Here is a 23,806-nt window from a genome sequence, read left to right on the forward strand (position 1 = left end):
TCTTTCTTTTCTTAAATATTATTGGCCTTGTACCTGCTCTCCGGTTAATCCGTATCTTCTTTCTTTGTTTTGATAATCAACAATACATTGGAAGAAAATATCTTTGGTGAAATCCGGCCACAAGACATTTAAAAACTGTAATTCGGCATAAGCAATCTGCCAAAGAAGGAAATTGCTTATTCTAATTTCACCGCTGGTTCTGATTAGTAAATCTACAGGAGGAAAATCTTTGGTATAAAGGTAGTTTTCGAATAATTTTTCGTCAATATTCTCTACGTCAACTTTTCCTTCTTTTACATCGGAACTTATATTTTTTACGGCATTCAGTATTTCGTTTTGTGAGCCATAGCTAATCGCCAGTACAAGGTTACCTTTTGTGTTTTCTTTTGTCAGTTCTACCACGCGCTGTAATTGTTCTTTTACCAAGGCAGGTAATTTTTCCAGATTTCCTATTACATGCATTCTTAATCCTTTGCTAAAGATCTCTTCTGCTTCCAGCAACAGAGTCTCAACGAGCAAATTCATAAGCGTGTTTACCTCTTCAGCCGGACGGCTCCAGTTTTCTGAAGAGAATGTATATAGAGTTAAATAAGGAATATTGACCTCATTACAGGCATTAATAGCATTTCTTACTGCATTAATGGCATTTTTGTGACCGAAAGTTCTTTCTTCGCCACGAGATTTTGCCCATCTTCCATTGCCATCCATGATGATAGCCACATGTTTTGGTAAATTCTCAGAATCTATTTTATCTTTAATCAACGACATATTAATTAATCACAATAACATGGAGGTCTTCCGAATGAGAAGGTTAAACCTAAGCTAAAGGTATTCATCCAATCTTTAGACTTAGTATCTCCAATATTTCTCTTATTTACAAACTCATTTTCTCTTTCTTTAGCAACAGCATAATAGTTGCCTGATTGCAATAATGAGCCTCCGGTTGCAGGGTCTAAAATATCTGCATTAAAGGAAGACTTCACATCTTTAGATAATATCTGACTGTGATCCAGCTGGTCCGTCAAGGTATATCTAAATGTAGCTTCTGCAAATATAGCCCAAGTATGGTTAAATTTATACTTTAAACCCACTCCAAAAGGAATATGCATGGTCACTTTTTTACCTAATGAATATTCTGCCGTGGTTTTAAAATCCGTTTCATTAATCGGGGCCTGTGCTACTCCATCGGCATCTCTTCTGAAATCATTCACCAGATTAGCTTTAGGTGCATCAAACATTAAAGCTCCCACACCCCCAAAAATGTATGGACTTACCATACTTATCTGCTCATTATTTACCGGAAAAAAATTATATTCAAACATTAAACTTGCTTCATATACATTATTTTTCCCGTATGAGTTTCTGTTTCTTCTATATTCTTCTTTCGCAGCCTTATCGCTAAACTGAATCTGGTTATACCCTAAATCCAATCTAACGGTCTGATGCGGGTTAAAATTAAATCTATATAACAACCCTCCATAAAATGGGATGCCCCAATCTGACATTCTGTTTAAATCCAACGGCTTTTGTAAAATATAATTTGTCCTTCCTACATCTCCCACTAGGTTACTCATCCCTAGACGAACTCCCAATTCGTTTCTTTGTGCTTTAACACTCACCACTCCGAGGAAGGCAAGGAAGCTAAACAATAATTTTTTATTCATAAAAGAATATGGATTTATGGTTATTTTAAAATTTAATTTTTGCAAATATAAAACATTTTTATATTAATGATAATCTTAATGTTTAGTTAAAAATAAACAAAAAAACATAATTTGTTATAAAGTAAACGGCAAAGTGGCAAAAATATTCTTTTTTTCACAGATTGAAAATACACAAAGTATAGAAAAACCCCCATTACATGAGGGTTTAAAGCTCTATTTTTTATTGAATATTGCCTGTACTTTATTCCTTATACGGATCAATAAAGGTTCTTTATAATTTTTGTCCTCGTCAAAATATCCGTAACCATATCCATAACCATATCCGTAGCCATAACCATAGCCCTGTTTCACATTATAGTCATTATAAATAAGCCCTAAATGGCTAATTTCATTATTATGATACTTTTCTGTAATCATTTTCAGCATATACTTTTCAGTATATTCGTGGCGAACCACATAAATATTAGCATCTGAGTACTTCATTAATTCATAGGAGTCTGCTACCAGACCAACCGGCGGTGAATCTATAATAATGAAATCATACTTTTCTTTCAGTTCTTCTATAAATTTGATATTTCTCTGGCTCATCAAAAGTTCAGAAGGATTTGGTGGAATCGGACCTGAAGTAGCTACATCGAGGTTAGGGATTTTAGTATGGTTGATAATCTCATCAATACCCACTTCTCCGGTAAGGTAGTTGGAAATACCGTATTTATTATCGATTTTAAAATCACCAAAAATTTTAGGTTTTCTAAGATCCATTCCCAAGAGGATGGTTTTCTTATCACTCAGCCCTAACACAGATGCCAGGTTGATGGAAATATAGGTTTTACCTTCACCACCAATAGAGGATGTTATCAATATGACTTTACCTTTATCATCCTGGTTTTCCATCAGGAATCTTACGCTTGCTCTTATCCCTCTGAAGGCTTCAGAGACCGAGGACTTAGGTTGCTCCAAAACAGTAAGCATATTTTCATTGTTGTTGTTTCCAATGACACCAAGAAGCGGAATTTTGGTAGCACCCAACAACTCTTTAATGTTTCTGATCTTATTATCAAGGAGTTCACCAATCAAAATAAATACGATAGGCAGAAGTAAAAGTCCGGAAATGATCCCGATTTTCGCCAGTTTTATATTAGGGCTTATCGGTCTTTGTCCTAAATTTTTAGCAGGGTCAATCACAGTGATATCAGACTGATTTGTTGCCACATTCAACTGTGTTTCGTTCTGTCTTCCTAAAAGGCTGTTGTACGTAGCTTCAATCATATTATATCCTCTCTCCGCATCAAGATACTTCCTTTCTTTTTCAGGGAATGAAGATAAATCAAGATTAGCTTCTGCTACTTCACGATCTATTTTATTAATATCGTCATAATATTTGGTGTAGTAATTCTTCAAACTGTTGAAAGATCCTGTCTTTGCCTCATTGATGAGTCTGTTGACTTCTTTGATGGGCTCTGAATTCGGCTTATAGATCGTAGCCATTTCTGCTCTTTTGGCATATAAAGCTTTCAGCTCAGTAACTGAAGCGGAGAAAAAGCCATCTTCAAAACCGGCTGCATTTGTAGCGATCATTTTATCAAAATCCCTCGACTGAAGTGTATTTTTAATATTATTCAGAGAACTGATTTTACTTACAATATCTGCTTTTTTAGCTTCAAGCTCTTTTATCTTGTCCAGGGACTTTTCATCTCTGTCTTTGATATTATAAAGTTTTTCAGAGGTTTTCAGGTAATTGAGTACTGCAGCACTGGAATCTAATTTTCTACGAATGATATCCAGATTACCCTGCAGATAAGTTTCTGTATTTCTATTAACAACATTTTTATCTTCCAGCCTTTTCTTCTGAAGTTCTGTAACGGATTTGTTGAGGAAATTTACAGTACTGTTAAGATTATATCCTTTTTTGGTAATAATCATGATGGTAGAAATTTCCTTGTCAAAATCTACAGCGATTGTCGACACAATTTCGTTAACACTCTGATTAACAGCACTCAACTTTACAATAATGTTATCCAGTTTGATTTTTGTCGCAACAGTATTCTGAACCAGCTTAAATCTTAAGTTGGGAGAAGTATACCACTCATTAACCTTAATAATTTTATTTGCTGGTCTATTGTAAGCTGCAATAGTCTGAAATCCTTCATATTCATAGCTGTACAGATTCGTAGACTGACCTTCTTCCGGAAGATTAACCTCATACGTTCCATTTCCTTTTGGTAATAAAGTAATAGGATAATCAACCTGTTGCAGGTGTTTTTTGTCAATCTCAAGAAATACGGGAGAGTCATCTTTATCAAGATAAGTAGATTTTATCATCCCTTTGGTCGAGTAATTTACAAAAAGGCCGAGCTCTTTTACCAAAAACTCATTATGAGATCTTGAGAGCAGCATTTTCTTCAAGTAAACTCCATCGGAATTCCCTCCCTGTCCCCAGATAAAGTTAATCGACTGGTTAGGAGTGAAGTAACTGGAAGTATTATTGGATATGCTCAAAGATAAGTCTGAAGCATAAACATTTTGTGCATAATATTTACTGTACACCCAAGAAATGATGTAGCCAATAAATAACATGAATACAAACCAAAACCAGTTTTTAAGTATTCTTCTTAAAAAATGCTCAATATCAAACAATGCAAACGTCCCATACTTCTCTTTCGGGGTTTCGCTTTTTCCTACTTGTGTATCTTTTCCTGGAATCATGTGGATTAAAGTCTTTGTAGGATTGTGTATAATGTTAATGCCGTTGTAATCGCTGTCACACTGGTAAGTAGGGTTTGAATCGGATCTTTTCCGAATCCGTTCAAGCTTTTTCTTCTGGTGTTAAGATAGATTTCGTCCCCATTTTGTAAATAATAATAGGGAGAGTTCATGAGATCTTCACGGGTAAGGTCTATTTTAGCAATCTTGATCCCTTCAGGTAATTTTCTGTGAATCACGACATCCTTTCTGTCGATTGTTCTGTTTAATCCCCCGTTAATGGCCAGAGCCTCAGTAATGGTAAGCGTATTTTTATGGGCTACTTTCTCTCCTGACAGTCCGGTAGTTTCGACGTCACCCAGGATATAATATGTAATTCCGTCAGTATTTAGCCTTACTTCAGACTTTCCTTCCTGGAAGTTTTCATTTACCTTAAGCTGAATTTCTTTTGTGACGTCATCCAGGGTTCTTCCTTCAGCTTTTACATATCCTATTCCGAAGACATTGATGTCTCCGTTGGAGTCAACTTTTAGTCCATTAAAATAGAAATTGATATTTCCTCCAAAACTGGAACCGTTTGCACTACCAACTCTTCCTCCTGCAGCCGCTGCATTGGTAGAGCCTCCTCCTACTCCTCCGGATGTATTATACGAAGAATAGAACTGGGCAGCATCTCCTTTGGGAGTTGTAACAATATTAAGGTTAAGGATGTCATTTTTGGTAATCCTGTAAACTGGGATATTGTAGGGAACAAGACCTTCTTCGTTAATTACAAGGCTTTCACTTGGCTGCAAGTATCTCACATCCTTTGTGGTAATGCATGAGGTAAGCAAAAAAGGTAATATTAAAAATAAATACTTAAAATTCTTCATCATATTTGAATAATATTGTTTACAAAAGTAATATTTAATTGTTAATTTTTGTTATTTCTTAATCGATATACCAAATCCGGCAAATAAGCTCCTAAGAAACCCAATACAATAATAACCAACAAAAGGAAATTGATATTGAGATGTCTGAAATAATAAGCGACCCCAACAATCATTAAATAATATACAATAATATAAAATGTAGACCTCCTATGGGTAAGGTCAAGCTTCAGAAGTTTGTGATGGATATGGTTCTTGTCTGCATCAAATGGCGACTTCTTGTTGTAGAGTCTTATAAAAATCACATTCAGGGTATCTACAATGGGTAAAATAAGAATTGCTACTGCGACAGCCGGTGCAGATTGCAGGTGATATCTGGGAACTCCCACAATCTTTTTGTCTATAAAAATATCTATAAAACAAATCGAAGTAAAGGCCAGCAAAAAACCCAGCAACATAGATCCTGTATCTCCCATAAAGATCTTATTGGTCCTGTAATGGGACAAATTATAATATAAAAATGCCAATACAGTCCCGATGATCACTACCGAAAGAACAACAAGCGGATAATTGTACTCGCCCAGCCGGTAATAACTGATTCCGAATAAAGCGCTACAGATGATAGAATAACCTCCGGCTAAACCGTCAATACCATCAATCAGGTTGAATGCATTGATTAAAATGATAAACGTAATAATACTAAACAGAATACTTACGAAATACCCCAGTTCATACACCCCGAATATCCCGAACAAGCTTCTGATCCTGATATCGGAACCAATGACAACCAGCGAAGAAACGACAACCTGCGCCACCAATTTTTTATAGGCCCTCATCACCACAATATCATCCATTACTCCTACATACAAAAGGATGATTAACGAAGCAAATAAAAATTTGTAGAGATCAAATAATTCGTAGGCAAAAATAGAAGCGCATATTCCGATGGAATAAAAGATGGCTATTCCACCTAAGTTGGGAATTTTCCTGAGATGAGAACTCCTTATTCCCGGTTCATCCATAAGATTCTTTCGTCTGGAAATCTTTACAATGGTAGGAATAGAGAAAAAAGTAATTAAAAAGGAGAACAGGAAGCCAAACCCTATTTTCACGTAGAAAATAGAGATTCCCGATTCGCTTAAGAACAATTCAAAATTTTTCATTCTTTTTCTTATCCAGTATTCCTGTATGTTTCGTAAAACTTACATTCCTGCCTTATAAAAGCATCATAATGTTTTGCTGGTCGAAACAACAGTACTTACATTTGTGTTTACATCAATTTTCTTATCAGCTTTTGTTGCCCTGCAAAAAACAACAGATAAAAAATCTTTTTTTTCAGTGGCAAATATAAAAGATAATTTTTACCAAAACGACTATAAGTCAATATATCTTGAATTTTTATTTGTCTATCCTGCATGAATATATCTAATTGGCCGGACATTTTAAAAAAAGTTTCTTCATTTTTTACAAACGCCAGATAGGCTAAAAAGGAATAAACGCCCTCAAAAATCTGAAAATTTTTCAGCTCTTTCTTTTTATGTGCATAGTCGGACGTATAAAATACCTGCTCTACATCCGCCACTGCCTTCAGAATATCAAGCCCCTTTTCAGTGTGTGTTTTTGTAATGGAATCACTGCGCTCCAAATACTGATAATGGAAATTCTGAGTCTGGGCAATTTGATCACATTTCAACAAAAGCTGTGGAATCAGCTGAATATCCTCGAAATGAACGCCCTTTTTAAACCTTTTATGATCAAAAATTTCTTTTTTAAAAAGCTTATTACAAGCAAAATAGCTCAAATCTGAAAAAACCGAAAAATGTTCATTAAGATCTATGAGTTCAGGCATGTTGGGAATCTGGGTAAGCTTTTGAGTTATATTCCCATGTTCATCGACCTTCTGAATATTTGAGATGACCATTTTCGTGTGATATTTTTCTGCAAGAAGAAACATTTCTTCAAACATGGTTTCGGCTACATAGTCATCACTATCTACAAAACCAATATATTCTCCTGTTGCCCTGTCGATACCATAATTCCTGGCATCGCTCAATCCGCCGTTTTCTTTTGTAAAAGCTTTTATTTTTTCCGGATACTTCCCGGCATACTGCTCTATAATGTCTCCGGACTTATCTTTACTCCCATCATCAATTACCAAAATCTCAATATCCTGAAGACTCTGATTGACCAAAGAATCAAGACACTTTGCCAGATAATTTTCGACATTATAAACAGGAACAATGATGGAAACTTTGGAAGGAAGGTTTGTCATACATTAAATTTTCGTCAGTCTTGTATTCAACCAGCCTTTTTTAGCTTCATCAAAATCTTTTCTTGAACATGGGATACAGTTTTCTATATTTTCATCATCCCCGAAATACCAGAGATTACTGAAAGTATCTCGTTTGAAAGCATATTGCCTGTCATCAATCAGTACATAGAACAATTCAAAGTTTCTTTCTTTCGGATGTGAACGCTGAATATTAATTCCTTCAATCAGATACCAGAGCATTTGTGCCAAAAGCTGGTGATTCAATTGGTTTTCTGAGTAAATATTATAATTGAAAATACCGACAGTCTTCAGGTTTTCGCTCAATCCTATTTCTTTCATATAGGCACAAACTTCTCTCCTGTTCAGTCCATTGACCTGAGGATTCATTGAGAAAGGCTCACTAAAGCTTTCGATAGCATCACAATTTACGGTCACCAGATCTGCTTTTCTGAAGAAAGGCTCAGTTTTTTCGGTAGAATTCATCATTTCAGCAAGACGGATGATATCGAATTCCACTTCCTTGATCAATCGTACAGAATCCATTTCGTTCAAATGTTTCTGATATCCCAGATGGTGGTAATTTTTAATGGAAAAGTTCTTGGCTCCAAAAATTTTCCCTAAAAAGGTATATTCATTAATTTCTTCTCCCTGTTTAAGAGAAATAATATTGCTGATCTGGGTATAGTTAATATTTTTCTGATGAAAATTTAAGGTAGAAAATAAGGAAAAAGCGAAATCATTGGATCCTCCGATAATCACCGGTAATGCCCGTTTATAGTGACATGCTGATAGAACTTCCTGTAATATATAGTGAGTATCCTGTACAGTTTTACCGGAAACAAGGTCTCCAAGGTCTACTACCGGAATTTCGAAATCGAGCTGAGAAAGCTTGTAAAATTCTTTTCTGACCGCAGTAAAGTCCTGTACTTCGGCTTCTCCGCCGGCGCCTCTGTAATCTGACACAAACAAAAGAACGATGCTATCTTCTTTTATATCCTTTGTAATGCGACTTCCAATCTGCCAGCTTTCTGTTTTGAAATTTCTTGGTGAAATGATAAAGTCTTCAAAATCCATATTTACTTCAGTGTGCTAATTTATTATTTTCTTAATCTAACAAACATACAAAAAAACCGCAGCAACTTTGTAAGCCGGGATTGTTTTTATTGATAAAAAAAGCCGTCAACACTATTTGTTAACGGCTTTGTATTGTTATTTTAATATTACTTCTTTTTCGCAGCTGGCTTTTTTACGGGTGCAGCTTTCTTGACTGTGGTAGTCTTCTTAGCTGCTGCTGTTTTTTTGGCTGCCGGCTTTTTCTTTTCTGCAAATGCATTTTTATCCTGGTCGGTGATCCATTTTTTTACTTCATCAAGAGAAATTTCTTTCAATTCTTCAGCATCATATTTCGTATCATCACTTTTCTTTGGAATCTTAAACATTGCTTTTCCAAATTTAACAAATGGCCCCCATCTTCCGTTTTCAATAGAGATTTTTTCTTTTTCCCATTGCTGGATATATCTGTTGGCTTCTTTTTCAAGTTTAGCATCAATCAGTTCATTGATATCAGTCTGAGAAAGGTTGTCAAAATTATATTTCTTCGGAACATTGATGAAAATATCTTTGTATTTAATGAACGGACCGAATCTTCCGGAACCTTTCGTTACAGGCTCTCCTTTGTAAGTTGCAATGGGTGCATCTGCTTTTTTCTTTTCAAGAATAATTTCCTCTGCACGATTCTGGTCAACAGACAACGGATCTTCTCCTTTCGGGATGCTGATGAAAGTATCGCCCCACTTCACATAAGGTCCAAATCTACCCACTCCCACCGATACTGGCTGTCCTTCAAATTCATTTAAATCAAAAGGAAGCCTGAATAGCTCCATAGCTTCTTCAAAAGTGATCGTCGCAATATTCTGACCACTCATCAATGAAGCAAAAATCGGTTTTTCTTCATCATCAGTTTCCCCGATCTGGATCATTGCTCCAAATCTTCCGATTCTGGCGTGTACATTTTTACCGGTCTTAGGATCAACTCCTAAGAGTCTGTCACCGGTCGCCCGGTCAGCATTTTCTTCTACATCTTCAATTCTCGGGTGGAATTTAGAGTAGAAATCCGTCATCATTTCTTTCCATTTCTGATCACCATTGGCAATTTCATCGAAACCTTCTTCTACTCTTGCCGTGAAACCATAATCTAAGATTTCTCTAAAGTTATCTGTAAGGAAGTCATTCACTACTTCTCCGATATCCGTAGGAATGAATTTATTTTTGTCCCCTCCGAATTTTTCGTCAAGAACTACTTTTTTAATTTTATCTTTTACCAGAGACATTTTGATTACCTCACGGGTCTGCGGTTCGATCTCCCGTTTATCCACATACTCTCTGTTCTGGATCGTCTGAATCGTCGGAGCGTAAGTAGATGGTCTACCGATCCCCAGTTCTTCCAGTTTCCTTACCAGTCCTGCTTCCGTATATCTGGCACTCGGTCTTGTAAACTTTTCGGTAGCAGTAATTGTTTTATAGTGTAATACTTCTCCAACACTTACTTTCGGTAATAGTTTTTCGTTATTTTCATCATCATCATCTTCTGTTTTCACGATACCATAAGCTTTCAGGAAACCGTCGAAAATAATAACTTCTCCCTGGGCTTCGAAATGATGTGGCAATGAAACGTTTCCGATTTCAATGACTGTCTTTTCAATTTTGGCATTAGCCATCTGGGAAGCAAGCGTTCTCCTGTAGATCAGTTGATACAATTTATTCAACTGGGCATCACCGATACTTTTTACTCCAAAATCTGTAGGACGGATCGCTTCGTGAGCTTCCTGTGCTGAAGCAGATTTTGTGGTATAATTTCTTGGAGAAGAATACTCCGCTCCATATTCTGATATGATTTGTTTTTTGGCTCCTTCAATTGCTTCCTGGGAAAGGTTTACCGAGTCTGTTCTCATATAAGTGATGAACCCTTCCTCGTATAATCTTTGTGCCAAACGCATTGTATTGGTCACATTATATCCTAATCTGGATGAAGCTTCCTGCTGTAAGGTCGAAGTTGTAAAAGGTGCTGATGCAGAACGCGTACCGGGCTTTGTCTCAACATTGAGAACTTTAAATTCTGTTGTTTTTGCCTGTTCAAGGAATTTTTCTGCGTCTTCTTCTTTTTCGAAGTCTTTTTTCAGTTTTGCGGCAATCTCCTGCTCCGTTTTATTCAGAAAGATTCCGTCAAGTTTAAAGCTTGCTTTTGGCGTAAACTCACGGATTTCTTTTTCTCTTTCAACGATTAATCGTACGGCTACAGACTGCACTCTACCAGCAGACAATCCCGGTTTTACTTTTTCCATAATACCGGAGACATTTCAAAACCAACAATTCTGTCGAGGACTCTTCTTGCCTGTTGTGCATTGACTAAGTTCTGATCAATATCTCTTGGATTATCGATCGCTTTTAGAATTGCATTTTTAGTAATCTCGTGGAAAACAATTCTTTTTCTGTTTTCCGGTTTTAATTTCAATTCGTCCGCCAGATGCCATGCAATAGCTTCTCCTTCACGGTCTTCATCGGAAGCGAGCCATACCATTTCAGCTTTTTTGACAGCAGCCTTTAATTCTGTTACTAATTTCTTTTTATCAGCAGAAACTTCGTAATCAGGACTAAATGTGGCAAGATCTATACCCATTCCTTTTTTAGGCAGATCACGGATATGACCAAAGCTGGATTTCACTTCAAAATCCTTTCCTAAATATTTCTGAATAGTTTTTGCTTTTGCCGGGGACTCAACGATTACTAAATTTTTCGACATTCTAAAATTTTTGCAAAAGTAAAGCTTTTTTATTATATACTTTTTGCGATATGCGTTTTATTTAGCATTTATGAGGTGCTACATGTCGCTTCAATAGAGAATTATTAAATAAAGAAGTCCCTTATATTGCATGCTTTAGCTCATTAATTAATGAGTTTTCAAGAAACAATATAGAATTTTTCACCATCTATTATAGATAAAAAAATGTCCGTGAATAAAAAAAGCAGGATCAGTGCATCTTCCTGCTTTTTTGATAGCGATTTTCAAACCTTATCGCTTTATAAACTTACCTGTTACATCAGAATTATTGATTCTTATTAAATAGATTCCGGAGGGTAAGGATGAAACATCTGCCTGTTTATTTTCAAATTTCCCGGATTTTACAAGTTGTCCGGACATACTATATATCTGATACGGATCATTTTTATTTTCTGACATCCGGATATATAAAATAGTATCAACCGGGTTTGGATATAATGAAATTTTATTCTCCTCAACTTTCTGCCCGGCTTCTGCTGTGCTGAGTGTGGGACTTCCCGGAACCACAGTCATCCTTGATGCAGGCCCCTCTTCATTTCCGTTGATATCATACTTTATTTTTACACATCGGCAGCTCATTGCAAAATAAGGATCATTATTATCATGAAAGGCTATTAATCTGTTAGCTGAACTTGCTGCATCAAAGAGGATATTTATTGATCTTCCCAGATAATTTGCGGCTAATGCGTCAGACCATACTCCCGGATATTGAAAATTAATGGTATTAAAAGTTCCCTGTGGAGACTGATTTCCTATTACACTTCTGAATCCCCGCGACCCTGAATTGGGATAATTTCCGATTGGATATAAAGAATTAGTAAACATATAACCAATTGTAGCGGTAGTCGAAGGATTTCGAACTCTGGTTCCCAGATAATCTGTAATAACACTGTAAGGAGTGGCAATATTTTTATCTTTTTTATACCAAGGAGTCTGTCCGAAGTCTGCTCCCGAGACAAGAGCGACACTGGTCAGGTCCGGAATTCGCCATCCTTCGGGGCAAGGATCAAAAGGTGATTTTTTACCGCCTCTACCCCACCTTTCCGGTGCAAGATTGGGCTCTGGAGACAGCCAGTCTGTCCCGTTGGTATAATTAGGCGTAGAACTATTGAAAGGAGCAAATGTACTGGGGATCATATAAACCAGAGGGTTTTTCACGGAATATGATAGTATTTTACTAATTTTTTCAGCTGTCTTATCAGTTGTCAGCACATTGGACACCTGAGCATAGGTATTGTAGGGAATGATATAATTACCTGATAAATCATTATAACCGGCTAATGTCAGAGGCGCATAAGAAACCGTTCCGTTGGCAGCGGCAGTTCCCAAGAAAATAGTAAACGAACCCCTATTGTCTGCATTCTGAAAGGTTGGGATAGGATCTTTTCTGCCCCATTGATAATGCATTCCTGTAGATGCACGAATTCTTGCCAATTCAGCTGCGGTAGGAGTAAGAGGATTAACAACATCAGGAAAAACATCGGTAGCACCAAGGTTTCTATCCATAAATACGGTTTGTAATACGGCATCCGCTTTATTGACATAATTCATATAATTGACCGCCTGGGAAACAGGAGGTTCGGTGGTATAGCTGTATCCTGCAACAGGAGAATCGGTCACCCAGATATGCCAGCTCCAATACACCGGTGATGAGACACTTCCGTTATGTAAAGTAATTACCGCATTTCCACTCTGATTGGGAGCGATTTCCACACTTATCCTTGAGCTTCCGAGGTTTTGTAGCGAAGACGGAGATGGGTTTACTATTGAAATTCTGCTGATCAAACTTGTATTGGTCGTCCACAATACATTTGCTTTTAAACTGTTAAAGCTGGCTGCATTTAATATTCCGGGATTATTTAACAACTGGCTTTGTACAGAAAACGCCTTACTTACCGGAATATTCACAATAAAAGGAGAGGTATTTTTAACGACCTGGTAGGTATTAGGGTTATTGAGACCTTCTTTATATTCGGTAATTGCCGGTAAATATTCTGTAGGGAAATCATAATCATTTACAAGATACAAAGGATCTTTTATACATCTGCAGCCATTGGCATCTGAAGTATACATCCCTGCCGTCGGGAAATAAAAATATCGTCCTTTAATATCCGGATAATTAGGATCTGGGACATCCGGTTGTGTTTTGTCGGGAATCATAGACAATCCTCTTATTCCTACAGCGGGTGTCGCATCAAATTGCCTTGCCATAGTGGATGTCCACAATGCAATATGATGCTGATCGCTGTACTGCCCTAAATGAGCTCCTCTGATCAGCTGCCCTGTCCCCGGAAAGATTCCCATATTATAACCTCCAACATTAGATAAATCAAAGCCAAGATTCGGATAAATCCTGAATCCTGTCATAAACCCGGGAACTCCGGCATCTGTTGGTTTTATAATATTGTATTTATTGGCGTCAAAAGTATTTTTACCCATATTAGTTCTTACTCCAAATGGAGAAAAATCTATCCGGATATCGTCGATGTATGATGGTGAAGCGAGATTAGCAACCAGCATAGAGGGAATTCTCCAACCATTTGGACAAGGGTCATAGGCTGATTTATCCCGATAGGGCTTTGCACTGGTATCACTATTATAAACAACGTCTACAGTTCCCTGTGAATTGTCAGACCATAGATTGAGCTCTGATAGTCTGTTATCCGGTAAGGCAGTGGATCTACCAAACCAATTGACAGGCAGATTGACATTATTATTGTAATAGGCCTGACCGGAATTATCGTCCTTATTGACATAGATCAGACTGAGGGGATTCTTCACTGAAAGCCTGATGTTATTGGTAACTTCAGCTCCCGATAGCAGGACAAACTTCCTAAGGTCATCGATACTTGTGGCGTTATTAAGATTTTTTGCCCCTCTATGCCTTACTCTTCCGATGGTTCCTGAAGCTTCATAAAAATCATTTCCTCTTGTTACCAATGGAGGAATGGGATCTTTTCTTCCCCATTGGTAAAGCAGTCCTCCACTTTTATTCCAGTCTGATGATGTAATGGAGCCGGTAAGGGCTCCAAGGTTTCTATCCATCCATTTCCATTCGGAATCAGGAATAGTTTCTACCGTTCCATCCGATCTCATTCTCGAGACATTAGCAAAGCTTTTGTATGAAGATCCGTTGGTGGGATCATCGGTCACCCATATATGCCAGCTCCAGTAGATCTCTCCGTTTACCCGAAATGCAACAACTGCATTTCCTTTTTTGCTTTATTAACAGGGACTTTTATTTTAGCATCCTGGCCGGAACCGATGATTTCAAGGGTATAATTAACGCCTGATTTTATTAATCCGTGTACATCTTCCCATAATACATCGGCAGTCACCGTTCCAGCAGGAATTCCGGTACCATTAATATAGCCACCGCCTTCCCACATGGCGTAAGCTTTCCTTACAGGTACAAGCAATCCTTCACTGCTTTGAACGGGATCAAAAATATAACTGTTAGGAGCTTTTTTCCAGTCAGGAAGAAAGATTTTAGGACTATATTCATGAATGGGCCTAGCTAATGAATCTATATTTTTCATGATCGACAACAGACCATGTACACGTTCAACCGACGGGAAAATTTCTTTTGAAATAAAATTACCTTTAGAACAGATACCAATCGACACAAGGCAAAAAACTGCCACTACTTTTCCAACTAACCTTTTCATATCTTATGATTTGTGTGTGTGTCATTACAGCACTACAACTTTTAAGCCTATATCAAAAAAAGAGATTTATTTTATGTATAAAATCAACATATATAAATTATTTTATAAATAACCCAAAATAAACACATTATACATACCACAAAAACATAAGGCAAAAATATGATAATTCCAGCAAGAAGTACATCACTGTAAACAAATATTAATTTAGAAATAAAAAAGGGCAGCTAGAAAAGCTGCCCTCATATAGTGTGATCAAACGATTTACGGAAGTACAAAGTTTCTATAAAGATCAATTGAGAATCGACCTGATTTAATGTTATTAAAGGCCGCAAAAACAACAAAATTAAAGACAACCAGTGCAATAATAAATGCATAGATCATATTTTTCATCCTGCTGGAAACTGCATACATGGCATTAGGGATAATGATATATGAAAAGCCGATAAACGCCCCGGCCAGACGGGAAGAGAATATGGGATTATTTCTAAAAATAAAATAAAAGCAGATCCCTATTACGGCATAGTTCCTGTGATATTCATAATACGGGTACAACTCCTTCATTTTGGTATCGAAAGCAAACAGGAAAAAAGTAAGAATTGCCATCATCCCCTCGGGAATACCAAAACCACCGTTCAATCGTTGCGACGTTTCGTTGACATATCCGTTAAAACCCTCTACCAGTGAACTTTCCGACGCCATATTCCCCAGGTAATCCCCAAAGACTTTATACACCTCAAAAGGAGAAAGAAAAATGGACCCGATGATCATTATCAACATTACGGTCTTATTCAAGGGTACTCTGGCCAGCCAATACATAGGCAAAAACAAATAGCAGACACTGTGAATACCTGAACCTATAAATATAAAAAACAGGTAATGCCAGAGTTTCCGTTCTTTGATGTAACGTAGGGCAAAATAGACGATAAAAGTTCCGAGATTCTGTCTTATCTGTCCGCTTTCCCCAACAAAGAAATTGGGGATAAACATAAATAAGGTGAATGTAAAGGGATAAAAAGTATTATCCTCGGTATATTCTATTTTAAAGATGATAGCAAAGATGGCAATGATCAATGTTACCATATAAAATGGTGCATTAAAAATATTGAGGAGAATCTTATTTATCAGGGTGTATAGCCATTCTACGTCCAGGGCATCCGGCCCTTCCAAGTGAAGCATCTTCATGAAAATACTGTAATAGCTCTTCGTATCAGAATAAATATAAATCCCGTAATAACTTCCATAATCGGGCCCTACGTCATTTCTAAGCCCGGCGAGAATAATCAGGTAAATCCCAAGAAACCAAAACCATTTTTTATCTACCTTCTTCCCGTATACCTCCTGGATACTGAAGAACAGCATATAGATCATCGCTATGATGTAATATGGATGTAATAAACTCATGCTAAATCTCTACTAAATTTAAAATGATGATATGCGATTATAATTCCTGTGAGAATTAACGGCAAAAAAAGCCTCACTTCCCAAAAAAGCCCCACTAAAGTAATCATAAGAAGGTAAGGTATTGAAAAGAAAAGATATTTTCCAAAAACAATTCTATTTTCCTGGTGAACACAAAGTTTATATACAAAATAAAGGACAATAATCGCAAAGACCAATCCCGCAAGATTGAATGGACTTGAAAAGTTCCTGTTGATGTAAAAGCCCTCTACAAAAGTAGTTTCTTTTTGTTCAAGCATTGCCCGCAATCCCAGATACGGAACAAGAAAAGCCACAACAAGCGGCATTATCTTCCAGATAACCTGATAATTACCTTTTTTCAAATCATCTATATTGAAGAGAATTGCAGCAAAGAACGCGATGTTAAGACAAGCAGTTTCCCTCACAAAGGTAGATAAAGCAATAAGGCCGGTTAGGAGATAAAAGAATATTTTATGCTGTGTATGCAGATATTTTAGACTTAAAAAAACTCCTGCCAGATAGCAGCAAAGGGCAATGGTATCGCAATTTGTAGGTGCATATTGTGTAATCACAATGAAAAATATGGCTAAAAGATGGATAATTCTTCTGGAATTAATCTGTAAAAGCCATTCCACTGATCTGAGTTTAAAAATTGAATTCAAAAGTACAGAGCACAGGATAAAGAAAATACTGTTCATCAGAAAAAGCCCATGATAAAAAGGGGTTCCGTTTTTGGACAGAAAATCTTTAAAAAAGTAAAGTGGACCGTTGATGAAATAATACATCAGATCTGTCATCTGCACACTGAGATAATTCGGAATCACTCTATAGGCATAGACTGATGAGAACAGAAAGTCAGGGGGTTTTTTCTGATGTTTTCAGTCTCGTGTAGGAAGATTCAAACCCGTAATAAGACATGGCAAACAACAGAAGCGGAAGTACTACGACAAATAGAAATCCGTTTATTTTTTCATCATTCTTTATCAACATATCTAAAACAGATTCTTATTTTTTTAATAATAATAGTGGTTTAAAATACATTTTATTAAAAGGGAACTTTTGCAAAAGTAGATTTTTTTTTCGTTCTACCTAGAATATTTTATTGATTTTCAGCCAAAACTTATTACCGAAGTATTTTGAACTAATTCTTAAAAATTTAAATTTGCAGACTTGATTTAACCATGTAATGCATCGATTCTTCATATTTTTATATTATCTGATCTCAAAAAACAAGATCATCTCTATAATGACAGCACTAGGGATTGCTGCTTTATGTGCTTTTTTTGCCTCAAAGATCAATTTTGAAGAAGACATCAATCAGATCATTCCTAAAAACGAAAAATCCGACCTGACCGCCAAAGTGCTTAAACAGCTTAATTTTTCGGATAAAATTATCGTCATTATAGAAAATAAATCCAGGGAAGACAGTTTTCAGCTTTCTGAGACTGCGGATACATTTTTACAAAAAATTGACCCTTTACAGAAATACATCAGTTCTGTTCAGGGAAAAGTAAATGATAATGAAATTTCGGAAACATTTGATTTTGTAAGTCAGAACCTGCCCCTTTTCCTTAATCAAAATGATTATCAGGAGATCGACCGGAAGCTTCAGAAAGACAGTATTGCCCAGCAGGTAGAGAACAATTACAGGTCTCTGGTATCTCCCATCAGCCTTGTCACCAAAGAGTTTATCAAAAAAGATCCTTTAGGACTTACTTTTTTAGGAATCAAAAAATTAAATGCCTTAAACATCAGTAAGGACTTCAAGCTTGAAGACAGCTACATCGTCACCAAAGATGGCAAGAACCTTCTGCTCTTCATTGATCCCAAAAACAAAAGCAACGATACGAAGGCCAACGAAGCATTTGTCGATCAACTGAACAGTATAAAAGACCAGATCAACACACAATTTAAAGGTAAAACAGAGCTCAGCTATTTCGGATCTCCGGTCATTGCAGTTGCCAATGCCAAACAAATAAAAAAGGATATCCAGAATACGGTAATGATTTCTATGACAGTATTGTTGGTGCTGCTGATGTATTATTTCAGGAACTTCTTCACTCCCGTTATCGTTTTTCTTCCAACTGTATTTTCTGTTTTACTTGCTTTATTGGTGTTATACTTTATCAAGGATAAAATTTCGGCTATATCGTTAAGTGTAGGTGCTATTCTTATTGGAATTACCATAGATTATGCCCTTCATATTCTCACCCATTACAAGCACAACAACAATATTGAAGAGCTTTATAAAGAAATTACACAACCTATTATCCTGAGCAGCGCAACCACTGCGGTTTCATTTTTATGCCTGGTTTTTGTGCGTTCTGAAGCATTAAAAGATCTGGGACTATTTGCCGCAATTACTGTTATTTTATCTTCAATTTCAGCCCTTATTATTGTACCTCAGCTCTACAGACCAAAATTACAGGGTGAGAAGGTTAATAAAAACTTTATCGATAAGATAGGTTCTTATCCGTACGAGAAAAACAAACCTTTAATTATTGGATGTTCAGTTATCATCATTGCCTGCCTGTTTGGCTTCAGGCATGTTGGTTTTAATGAGGATATCGGAGATCTGAATTATATCCCGAAAGAATTAAAAATCAGTGAAGCGAAACTTCAAAAGCTTTCAGACATTACTTCAAAATCCATTTACACGATTTCTTACGGAAATTCCGAAGAGGAAGCATTGGCCAGAAACTCACAATTGAGCAGCTTTCTTGAAAAAGAGAAAAAAGAAGGAAAAATACTGAGTTACAATTCTATAGGAAACGTTGTTCTTTCCGAAAAAGATCAAAAAAATAAAATTAAGGAATGGGAAACCTTCTGGACCGGTGATAAAAAGAATCAAACCATTTCTGAGCTTGTACATAACGGAAATAAGTTCGGATTCAACAGCTCTGCATTTGATCATTTCAATGAGATGCTGCATAAAAACTATTCTACCCTGCAACTCAAAGACTATCAGAAAGTAAAAGCCTTGCAAATTTCAGAATTCCTGAATAATGAAAATGGTTTCTATACCGTTTCTAATGTGGTAAAAGTAAATGAAGGCAAAAGAGACGCATTTATAAAAGACATTGAAAACAGGCACGATGCCCTCGCAATCGACCGTCAGCAAATGAATGAGAATTTCCTGGGCTTGCTCAAACGGGACTTCAATACCCTTATCAATTATTCCTTACTGGCCATTATTTTAACGATTATTGTGTTCTTCAGAAATTTTGAACTCACGGTTCTTACCATGTTTCCGATCGTTTTAACCGGAGTGGTAACGGCGGGCCTTCTCTATTTTTTAGGTTTGGAATTAAATATTTTCAGTACCGTTGTTTGTACACTGGTTTTTGGGGTAGGTGATGATTTCAGTATTTTCCTGACACAGGCTATGCAAAAAGAACATACCAAAGGGAAAAATGAATTACCAACGTATAGAACCTCCATCATTCTGGCTGTTTTCACTACTATTCTTTCCATCGGCTCCCTGATCTTTGCCAAGCATCCGGCTTTACATTCTTTGGCCCTTGTCGCGCTGATCGGAATGTTCTCCGTTATTGTTATTACCTCTACCTTATACCCTTTCTGGTTCAGGTTACTAATCACCAACCGGGCCAAAAAAGGACTTTCACCAATTACCTTCAGGCTGTTTTTAAATTCTATTATTTCATTTTTGTATTATGGTCTGGGTGGGTTTATATTTTCAGTATCAGGAAGCTTCTTCGTTAAAAATGCAAAAGGGAAAACATTAGATCTGATCAAACTGTTGATGGCTAAGTTTTTAACATCTGTCTTATATTCCAATCCTTTTGTCAAGAAAAGAGTAATAAAAAATCCTTCTGAAGATTTCAGCAAACCGGCTGTGATTATTGCCAACCATACTTCTTTCCTGGATACCTTAGCCATAGCGATGACCACTCACAAAATCATTTATCTGGTCAACGATTGGGTCTACCAATCGCCTGTTTTTGGAAAACTCGTACGGGCATTAGGCTTTTATCCTGTTTCACAAGGAATTGAAAACGGAATGGACCAACTGAAGGAAAAAATTGACCAGGGATACTCACTGGTGGTTTTCCCAGAGGCAGAACGTTCCTACACCAATGATATCAAAAGGTTTCACAAAGGAGCTTTTTACCTGGCTGAACAATTTGGGCTTGATATTCTTCCCATTTATATTCACGGGAATTCCGAAGTGCTGCCAAAAGGCGACTTTATCATTTACGATGGAAGCATTACTGTAAAAGTAGGCAACAGAATCAGTAAGGACGATCTTAGTTTTGGAAAAAATTATTCAGAAAGAACCAAAAAGATCAACGCCAGTTTCAGGGAAGAATTTGCCAGATTAAGGACGGAAACCGAAGATGAGAACTATTTTAAAAAACAATTACTCCTTAGTTATTTATATAAGGACAGCGATGTGGTACAAGAGGTAAAGAGAGATTTTAACACCAATAAGTCTGTTTATTTTGAACTGAACAAACACATCCCGGCTGATGCCACCATTTTGCATATTGCAAATGATTTCGGACAAAAGGATGCCTTATTAACTTTATATCAGGCCAGCCGGAAAATTTTCTCATGGATAAAAGATGATGACAAGAGAGAAACAGCAGCCCACAGCTACCTGGTAAAAAAAGGAAACTTCATTATATAAAAGACCTTTCCGAAGTCAATAAACATATTGATGTACTTTTGGTCTCAGATGATCGCTTTCATCCGGATGTCCTTAAGGCTTATCCTGAAACCATTGTTTTTGTCGACACCGGAAATGGTCCGTTTGAAAATGAAAATTATGTATTAAAATTCAGTTCTGATACCATAAAAGTATTTAAAATCAAATAATAAATATGAAAAACATACTTTTGTAAACACTAAAAAAATCCCATGAAAAAAAATATACTTGTCATATACTATTCTCAGACCGGTCAATTGGAGGATATTGTAAGAAATATAGCCAAGCCTTTTGAAGCCAAAAAGGAAGAATATGACGTTACGTATTATAATATCAAGCTCAGGAAAGATTTTCCTTTTCCATGGCCTGGTGATGTTTTTTTTAATACTTTTCCGGAGTCTTATCTGCAGATTCCCCAAGAAATTTTTCCTCCGTCAGAGGAAATTTTAAACAAAAAATATGACCTCATCCTGTTTGGCTATCAGGTATGGTATCTCACACCATCCATTCCTATTATTTCATTTTTAAAAAGTGGTTATGCCGGGCGTATTCTCAAAGATACTCCTGTAGTTACCATTTCAGGGACCAGAAATATGTGGATGCTATCTCAGGAGAAGCTCAAGGTCTATTTGAGGGATTTAAAAGCTCAGTTGGTAGGCAATATAGCTCTGGTAGACAGGCATGATAACTATACCAGCGTGCTGACAATCCTTCGGTGGCTGACAACGGGCCAAAAAGAAAAGTCGGGAATGCTGCCCGCAGCCGGGATTTCTGATGAAGAGATTTCCGGTTCTGTAAAGTATGGCGAGATTATTGAAAGACATATAAAAAATAATGAGCTAAATAGTCTTCAACCGGAGTTGGTTAAAAATGGGGCCATTGAAATCAGGGCATTTTTGGTACGTGTAGAAAAGGTGGGTAATAAAATTTTCACCGTTTGGTCTAATCTGATTATAAAGAAAAAAGAGAAACGTCCATTGCTGATAAAATTCTTTAAGGTATATTTGATGGCAGCGATATGGATTATCTCACCTGTCGTCTTGGTGTTACACCTTCTCACCACCCCTATATTTTGGTTTAAAAGACAAAAGCAAAAAAGATATTTACAAGGAATTAATTTAAAATAGAATGTACGACGTATTTATAACAAAAGCATCAAAATACTTACCCAATGAGCCGGTAGCGAATGATGAAATGGAGACTTATCTTGGGCTTATCAATGATGCGCCCTCTAAAGCAAGATCCCTTATCCTGAGAAACAATAAAATCACGACAAGATATTATGCTTTAGATAAAGAAGGAAATCCTACGCACACTAATGCGCAACTTACAGCCAAAGCAATTGAAGGACTTTTTGACGAAAATTTCAAAAAAGAGGATATGAAATTATTATCCGTAGGAACAACTTCTCCGGATCAGATCCAGCCTTCACATGCTTCTATGGTACATGGTGAGCTGAACATCGGAAAATCTATCGAAATTAATACTGCAACCGGCCTTTGTAACTCTGGGATGAATGCACTCAACTATGGATTCCTTTCTGTAAAAGCAGGTGTACAGGAGAATGCCGTTTGTGCAGGTTCCGAAAGAATGTCTTCATGGATGACAGCAGATAAATTCAATCATGAGGCAGAAAATTTAAAATTACTGGAAGAAAGACCTATCATTGCCTTCAAAAGAGAGTTTCTGAGATGGATGCTCTCTGACGGTGCCGGCTCTTTCCTCTTAGAAAATAAACCAAGAGAAAACGGAATCTCTTTAAAAATAGAATTTATTGATTTCTATTCGTACGCTCACGAAATAGAAGCCTGTATGTACGCGGGATGCGAAAAACAAGAGGACGGAACTCTGAAGTCCTGGGCAGATTATCCTTCCGACGAATGGCTGAGACAATCTATTTTTGCCATCAAGCAGGACACCAAAATACTTGACAAATATATTCTGGTAAAAGGAGCCGAAAGTCTGAGAGCTTCTTTTGACAAACATAACCTTGACCCAGAAAAAATTGATCATGTTTTAGCTCATATTTCTTCCGGTTACTTCAAAGAAGGATTAAAAGAAGAATTCGCTAAAAAAGGAATGGATTTCCCTACCGAAAAATGGTTCTATAACCTTTCTGAAGTCGGAAATATCGGTGCCGGATCTATTTTTATCGCCCTGGAAGAACTGATGAACTCCGGAACGTTGAAGAAGGGAGAGAAAGTACTTCTTTGTGTACCTGAAAGTGGAAGATTTGCTTATTCCTGCTCCCTATTAACCGTTTGCTAATGGAAAACAGATTACCATCATCCGACAAAGATTTTGTAGAAAGCCTTATTCCGCAACGTTCTCCTTTTGTAATGGTTCATGAGCTATCAGAGTATTCAGAAAATCACCTGATTTCAGGATTTGAAATACAAGAAAACAATCTTTTCGTTCAGGAAGGACAGTTTCAGGCCTCGGGGCTCATTGAACACCAGGCCCAGAGCGTCGCTTTACATACAGGATATAAATACTATTTACTGGGAAAAGATGCCCCGACCGGATATATTGGCGCCATCAAGTCTTTTGAGGCTGAAAAACTACCCGAAACCGGAGATCAGCTCACCTCCGAAGTAACCATACTTAATGAAGTAATGGGTGTGACACTGGTGGATATTGTAACAAAACTGAATGGAGAGGTCATTGCAAGGTCTCAAATGAAAACCGCTGTAAAATAACTGGA

Annotated in this window: 13 protein-coding genes and 3 pseudogenes; 4 read left to right on the forward strand and 12 right to left on the reverse strand. The window is 36.9% G+C overall.

Annotation, left to right across the window (positions count from 1 at the left end):
* Positions 1-18: 18 nt before the first annotated feature.
* The 12 genes and pseudogenes from H3Z85_05670 to H3Z85_05725 all read right to left on the reverse strand — a co-directional run bounded on the left by H3Z85_05670 (position 19) and on the right by H3Z85_05725 (position 17,423).
* Positions 19-768: an isoprenyl transferase gene (locus H3Z85_05670; protein QPQ52896.1), complete on the reverse strand. Its 750-nt coding sequence runs from the start codon at positions 766-768 to the stop codon at positions 19-21.
* A 5-nt stretch (positions 769-773) separates the two neighbouring features.
* The gene (locus tag H3Z85_05675; GenBank protein QPQ52897.1) at positions 774-1,664 is read right to left on the reverse strand and encodes an outer membrane beta-barrel protein; all 891 of its coding nucleotides are present in this window, start codon (positions 1,662-1,664) and stop codon (positions 774-776) included.
* A gap of 213 nt (positions 1,665-1,877) precedes the next feature.
* Positions 1,878-4,370 (reverse strand): polysaccharide biosynthesis tyrosine autokinase, encoded by a 2,493-nt coding sequence (locus H3Z85_05680; protein QPQ52898.1) that lies wholly within the window; start codon positions 4,368-4,370, stop codon positions 1,878-1,880.
* 5 nt (positions 4,371-4,375) lie between these two features.
* The gene (locus H3Z85_05685) at positions 4,376-5,242 is read right to left on the reverse strand and encodes a polysaccharide biosynthesis/export family protein (protein ID QPQ52899.1); all 867 of its coding nucleotides are present in this window, start codon (positions 5,240-5,242) and stop codon (positions 4,376-4,378) included.
* A gap of 38 nt (positions 5,243-5,280) precedes the next feature.
* On the reverse strand, positions 5,281-6,399 hold the full coding sequence (locus H3Z85_05690; protein ID QPQ52900.1) for an undecaprenyl/decaprenyl-phosphate alpha-N-acetylglucosaminyl 1-phosphate transferase: 1,119 nt from the start codon (positions 6,397-6,399) through the stop codon (positions 5,281-5,283).
* 107 nt (positions 6,400-6,506) lie between these two features.
* Positions 6,507-7,508: a glycosyltransferase family 2 protein gene (locus H3Z85_05695; protein ID QPQ52901.1), complete on the reverse strand. Its 1,002-nt coding sequence runs from the start codon at positions 7,506-7,508 to the stop codon at positions 6,507-6,509.
* A gap of 3 nt (positions 7,509-7,511) precedes the next feature.
* On the reverse strand, positions 7,512-8,582 hold the full coding sequence (locus tag H3Z85_05700) for a formimidoylglutamase (GenBank protein ID QPQ52902.1): 1,071 nt from the start codon (positions 8,580-8,582) through the stop codon (positions 7,512-7,514).
* Positions 8,583-8,728: 146 nt separating this feature from the next.
* Positions 8,729-11,307 (reverse strand): annotated as a pseudogene (gene topA / locus H3Z85_05705) (type I DNA topoisomerase).
* Positions 11,308-11,577: 270 nt separating this feature from the next.
* A complete protein-coding gene (locus tag H3Z85_05710; protein ID QPQ52903.1) occupies positions 11,578-14,499 on the reverse strand; it encodes a T9SS type A sorting domain-containing protein in 2,922 nt (973 codons plus the stop codon).
* Between the two features lie 32 nt (positions 14,500-14,531).
* Positions 14,532-15,014, reverse strand: a complete 483-nt coding sequence (locus H3Z85_05715) for a hypothetical protein (protein QPQ52904.1) — start codon at positions 15,012-15,014, stop codon at positions 14,532-14,534.
* A 261-nt stretch (positions 15,015-15,275) separates the two neighbouring features.
* Complete coding sequence (locus H3Z85_05720) at positions 15,276-16,373, reverse strand: EpsG family protein (GenBank protein QPQ53842.1); 1,098 nt, start codon at positions 16,371-16,373, stop codon at positions 15,276-15,278.
* Positions 16,374-16,411: 38 nt separating this feature from the next.
* A pseudogene (locus tag H3Z85_05725) lies at positions 16,412-17,423 on the reverse strand (hypothetical protein).
* Between the two features lie 196 nt (positions 17,424-17,619).
* Here H3Z85_05725 and H3Z85_05730 point away from each other — a divergent pair.
* The 4 genes and pseudogenes from H3Z85_05730 to H3Z85_05745 all read left to right on the forward strand — a co-directional run bounded on the left by H3Z85_05730 (position 17,620) and on the right by H3Z85_05745 (position 23,801).
* Positions 17,620-21,272: pseudogene (locus H3Z85_05730) on the forward strand (MMPL family transporter).
* 42 nt (positions 21,273-21,314) lie between these two features.
* On the forward strand, positions 21,315-22,229 hold the full coding sequence (locus tag H3Z85_05735; protein ID QPQ52905.1) for a dialkylresorcinol condensing enzyme DarA: 915 nt from the start codon (positions 21,315-21,317) through the stop codon (positions 22,227-22,229).
* A gap of 1 nt (position 22,230) precedes the next feature.
* On the forward strand, positions 22,231-23,370 hold the full coding sequence (locus H3Z85_05740; GenBank protein ID QPQ52906.1) for a beta-ketoacyl-ACP synthase III: 1,140 nt from the start codon (positions 22,231-22,233) through the stop codon (positions 23,368-23,370).
* Complete coding sequence (locus tag H3Z85_05745) at positions 23,370-23,801, forward strand: hypothetical protein (GenBank protein QPQ52907.1); 432 nt, start codon at positions 23,370-23,372, stop codon at positions 23,799-23,801. Before H3Z85_05740 ends, H3Z85_05745 begins: the two co-directional genes overlap by 1 nt.
* Positions 23,802-23,806 lie beyond the last annotated feature (5 nt).

Origin of the sequence: Chryseobacterium indologenes, from assembly GCA_016025055.1 — a bacterium.
Lineage (GTDB): Bacteria > Bacteroidota > Bacteroidia > Flavobacteriales > Weeksellaceae > Chryseobacterium > Chryseobacterium indologenes.

What these genes read in the sequence shown, in the direction of transcription:
- H3Z85_05690 (QPQ52900.1), bottom strand. Translation starts at nt 6,399, where the DNA reads ATGAAAAATTTTGAATTGTTCTTAAGCGAATCGGGAATCTCTATTTTC.
- H3Z85_05720 (QPQ53842.1), bottom strand. Translation starts at nt 16,373, where the DNA reads ATGCTGTTCTTCAGTATCCAGGAGGTATACGGGAAGAAGGTAGATAAA.
- H3Z85_05700 (QPQ52902.1), bottom strand. Translation starts at nt 8,582, where the DNA reads ATGGATTTTGAAGACTTTATCATTTCACCAAGAAATTTCAAAACAGAA.
- H3Z85_05675 (QPQ52897.1), bottom strand. Translation starts at nt 1,664, where the DNA reads ATGAATAAAAAATTATTGTTTAGCTTCCTTGCCTTCCTCGGAGTGGTG.
- H3Z85_05740 (QPQ52906.1), top strand. Translation starts at nt 22,231, where the DNA reads ATGTACGACGTATTTATAACAAAAGCATCAAAATACTTACCCAATGAG.
- H3Z85_05735 (QPQ52905.1), top strand. Translation starts at nt 21,315, where the DNA reads ATGAAAAAAAATATACTTGTCATATACTATTCTCAGACCGGTCAATTG.
- H3Z85_05670 (QPQ52896.1), bottom strand. Translation starts at nt 768, where the DNA reads ATGTCGTTGATTAAAGATAAAATAGATTCTGAGAATTTACCAAAACAT.
- H3Z85_05685 (QPQ52899.1), bottom strand. Translation starts at nt 5,242, where the DNA reads ATGATGAAGAATTTTAAGTATTTATTTTTAATATTACCTTTTTTGCTT.
- H3Z85_05680 (QPQ52898.1), bottom strand. Translation starts at nt 4,370, where the DNA reads ATGATTCCAGGAAAAGATACACAAGTAGGAAAAAGCGAAACCCCGAAA.
- H3Z85_05715 (QPQ52904.1), bottom strand. Translation starts at nt 15,014, where the DNA reads ATGAAAAGGTTAGTTGGAAAAGTAGTGGCAGTTTTTTGCCTTGTGTCG.
- H3Z85_05745 (QPQ52907.1), top strand. Translation starts at nt 23,370, where the DNA reads ATGGAAAACAGATTACCATCATCCGACAAAGATTTTGTAGAAAGCCTT.
- H3Z85_05695 (QPQ52901.1), bottom strand. Translation starts at nt 7,508, where the DNA reads ATGACAAACCTTCCTTCCAAAGTTTCCATCATTGTTCCTGTTTATAAT.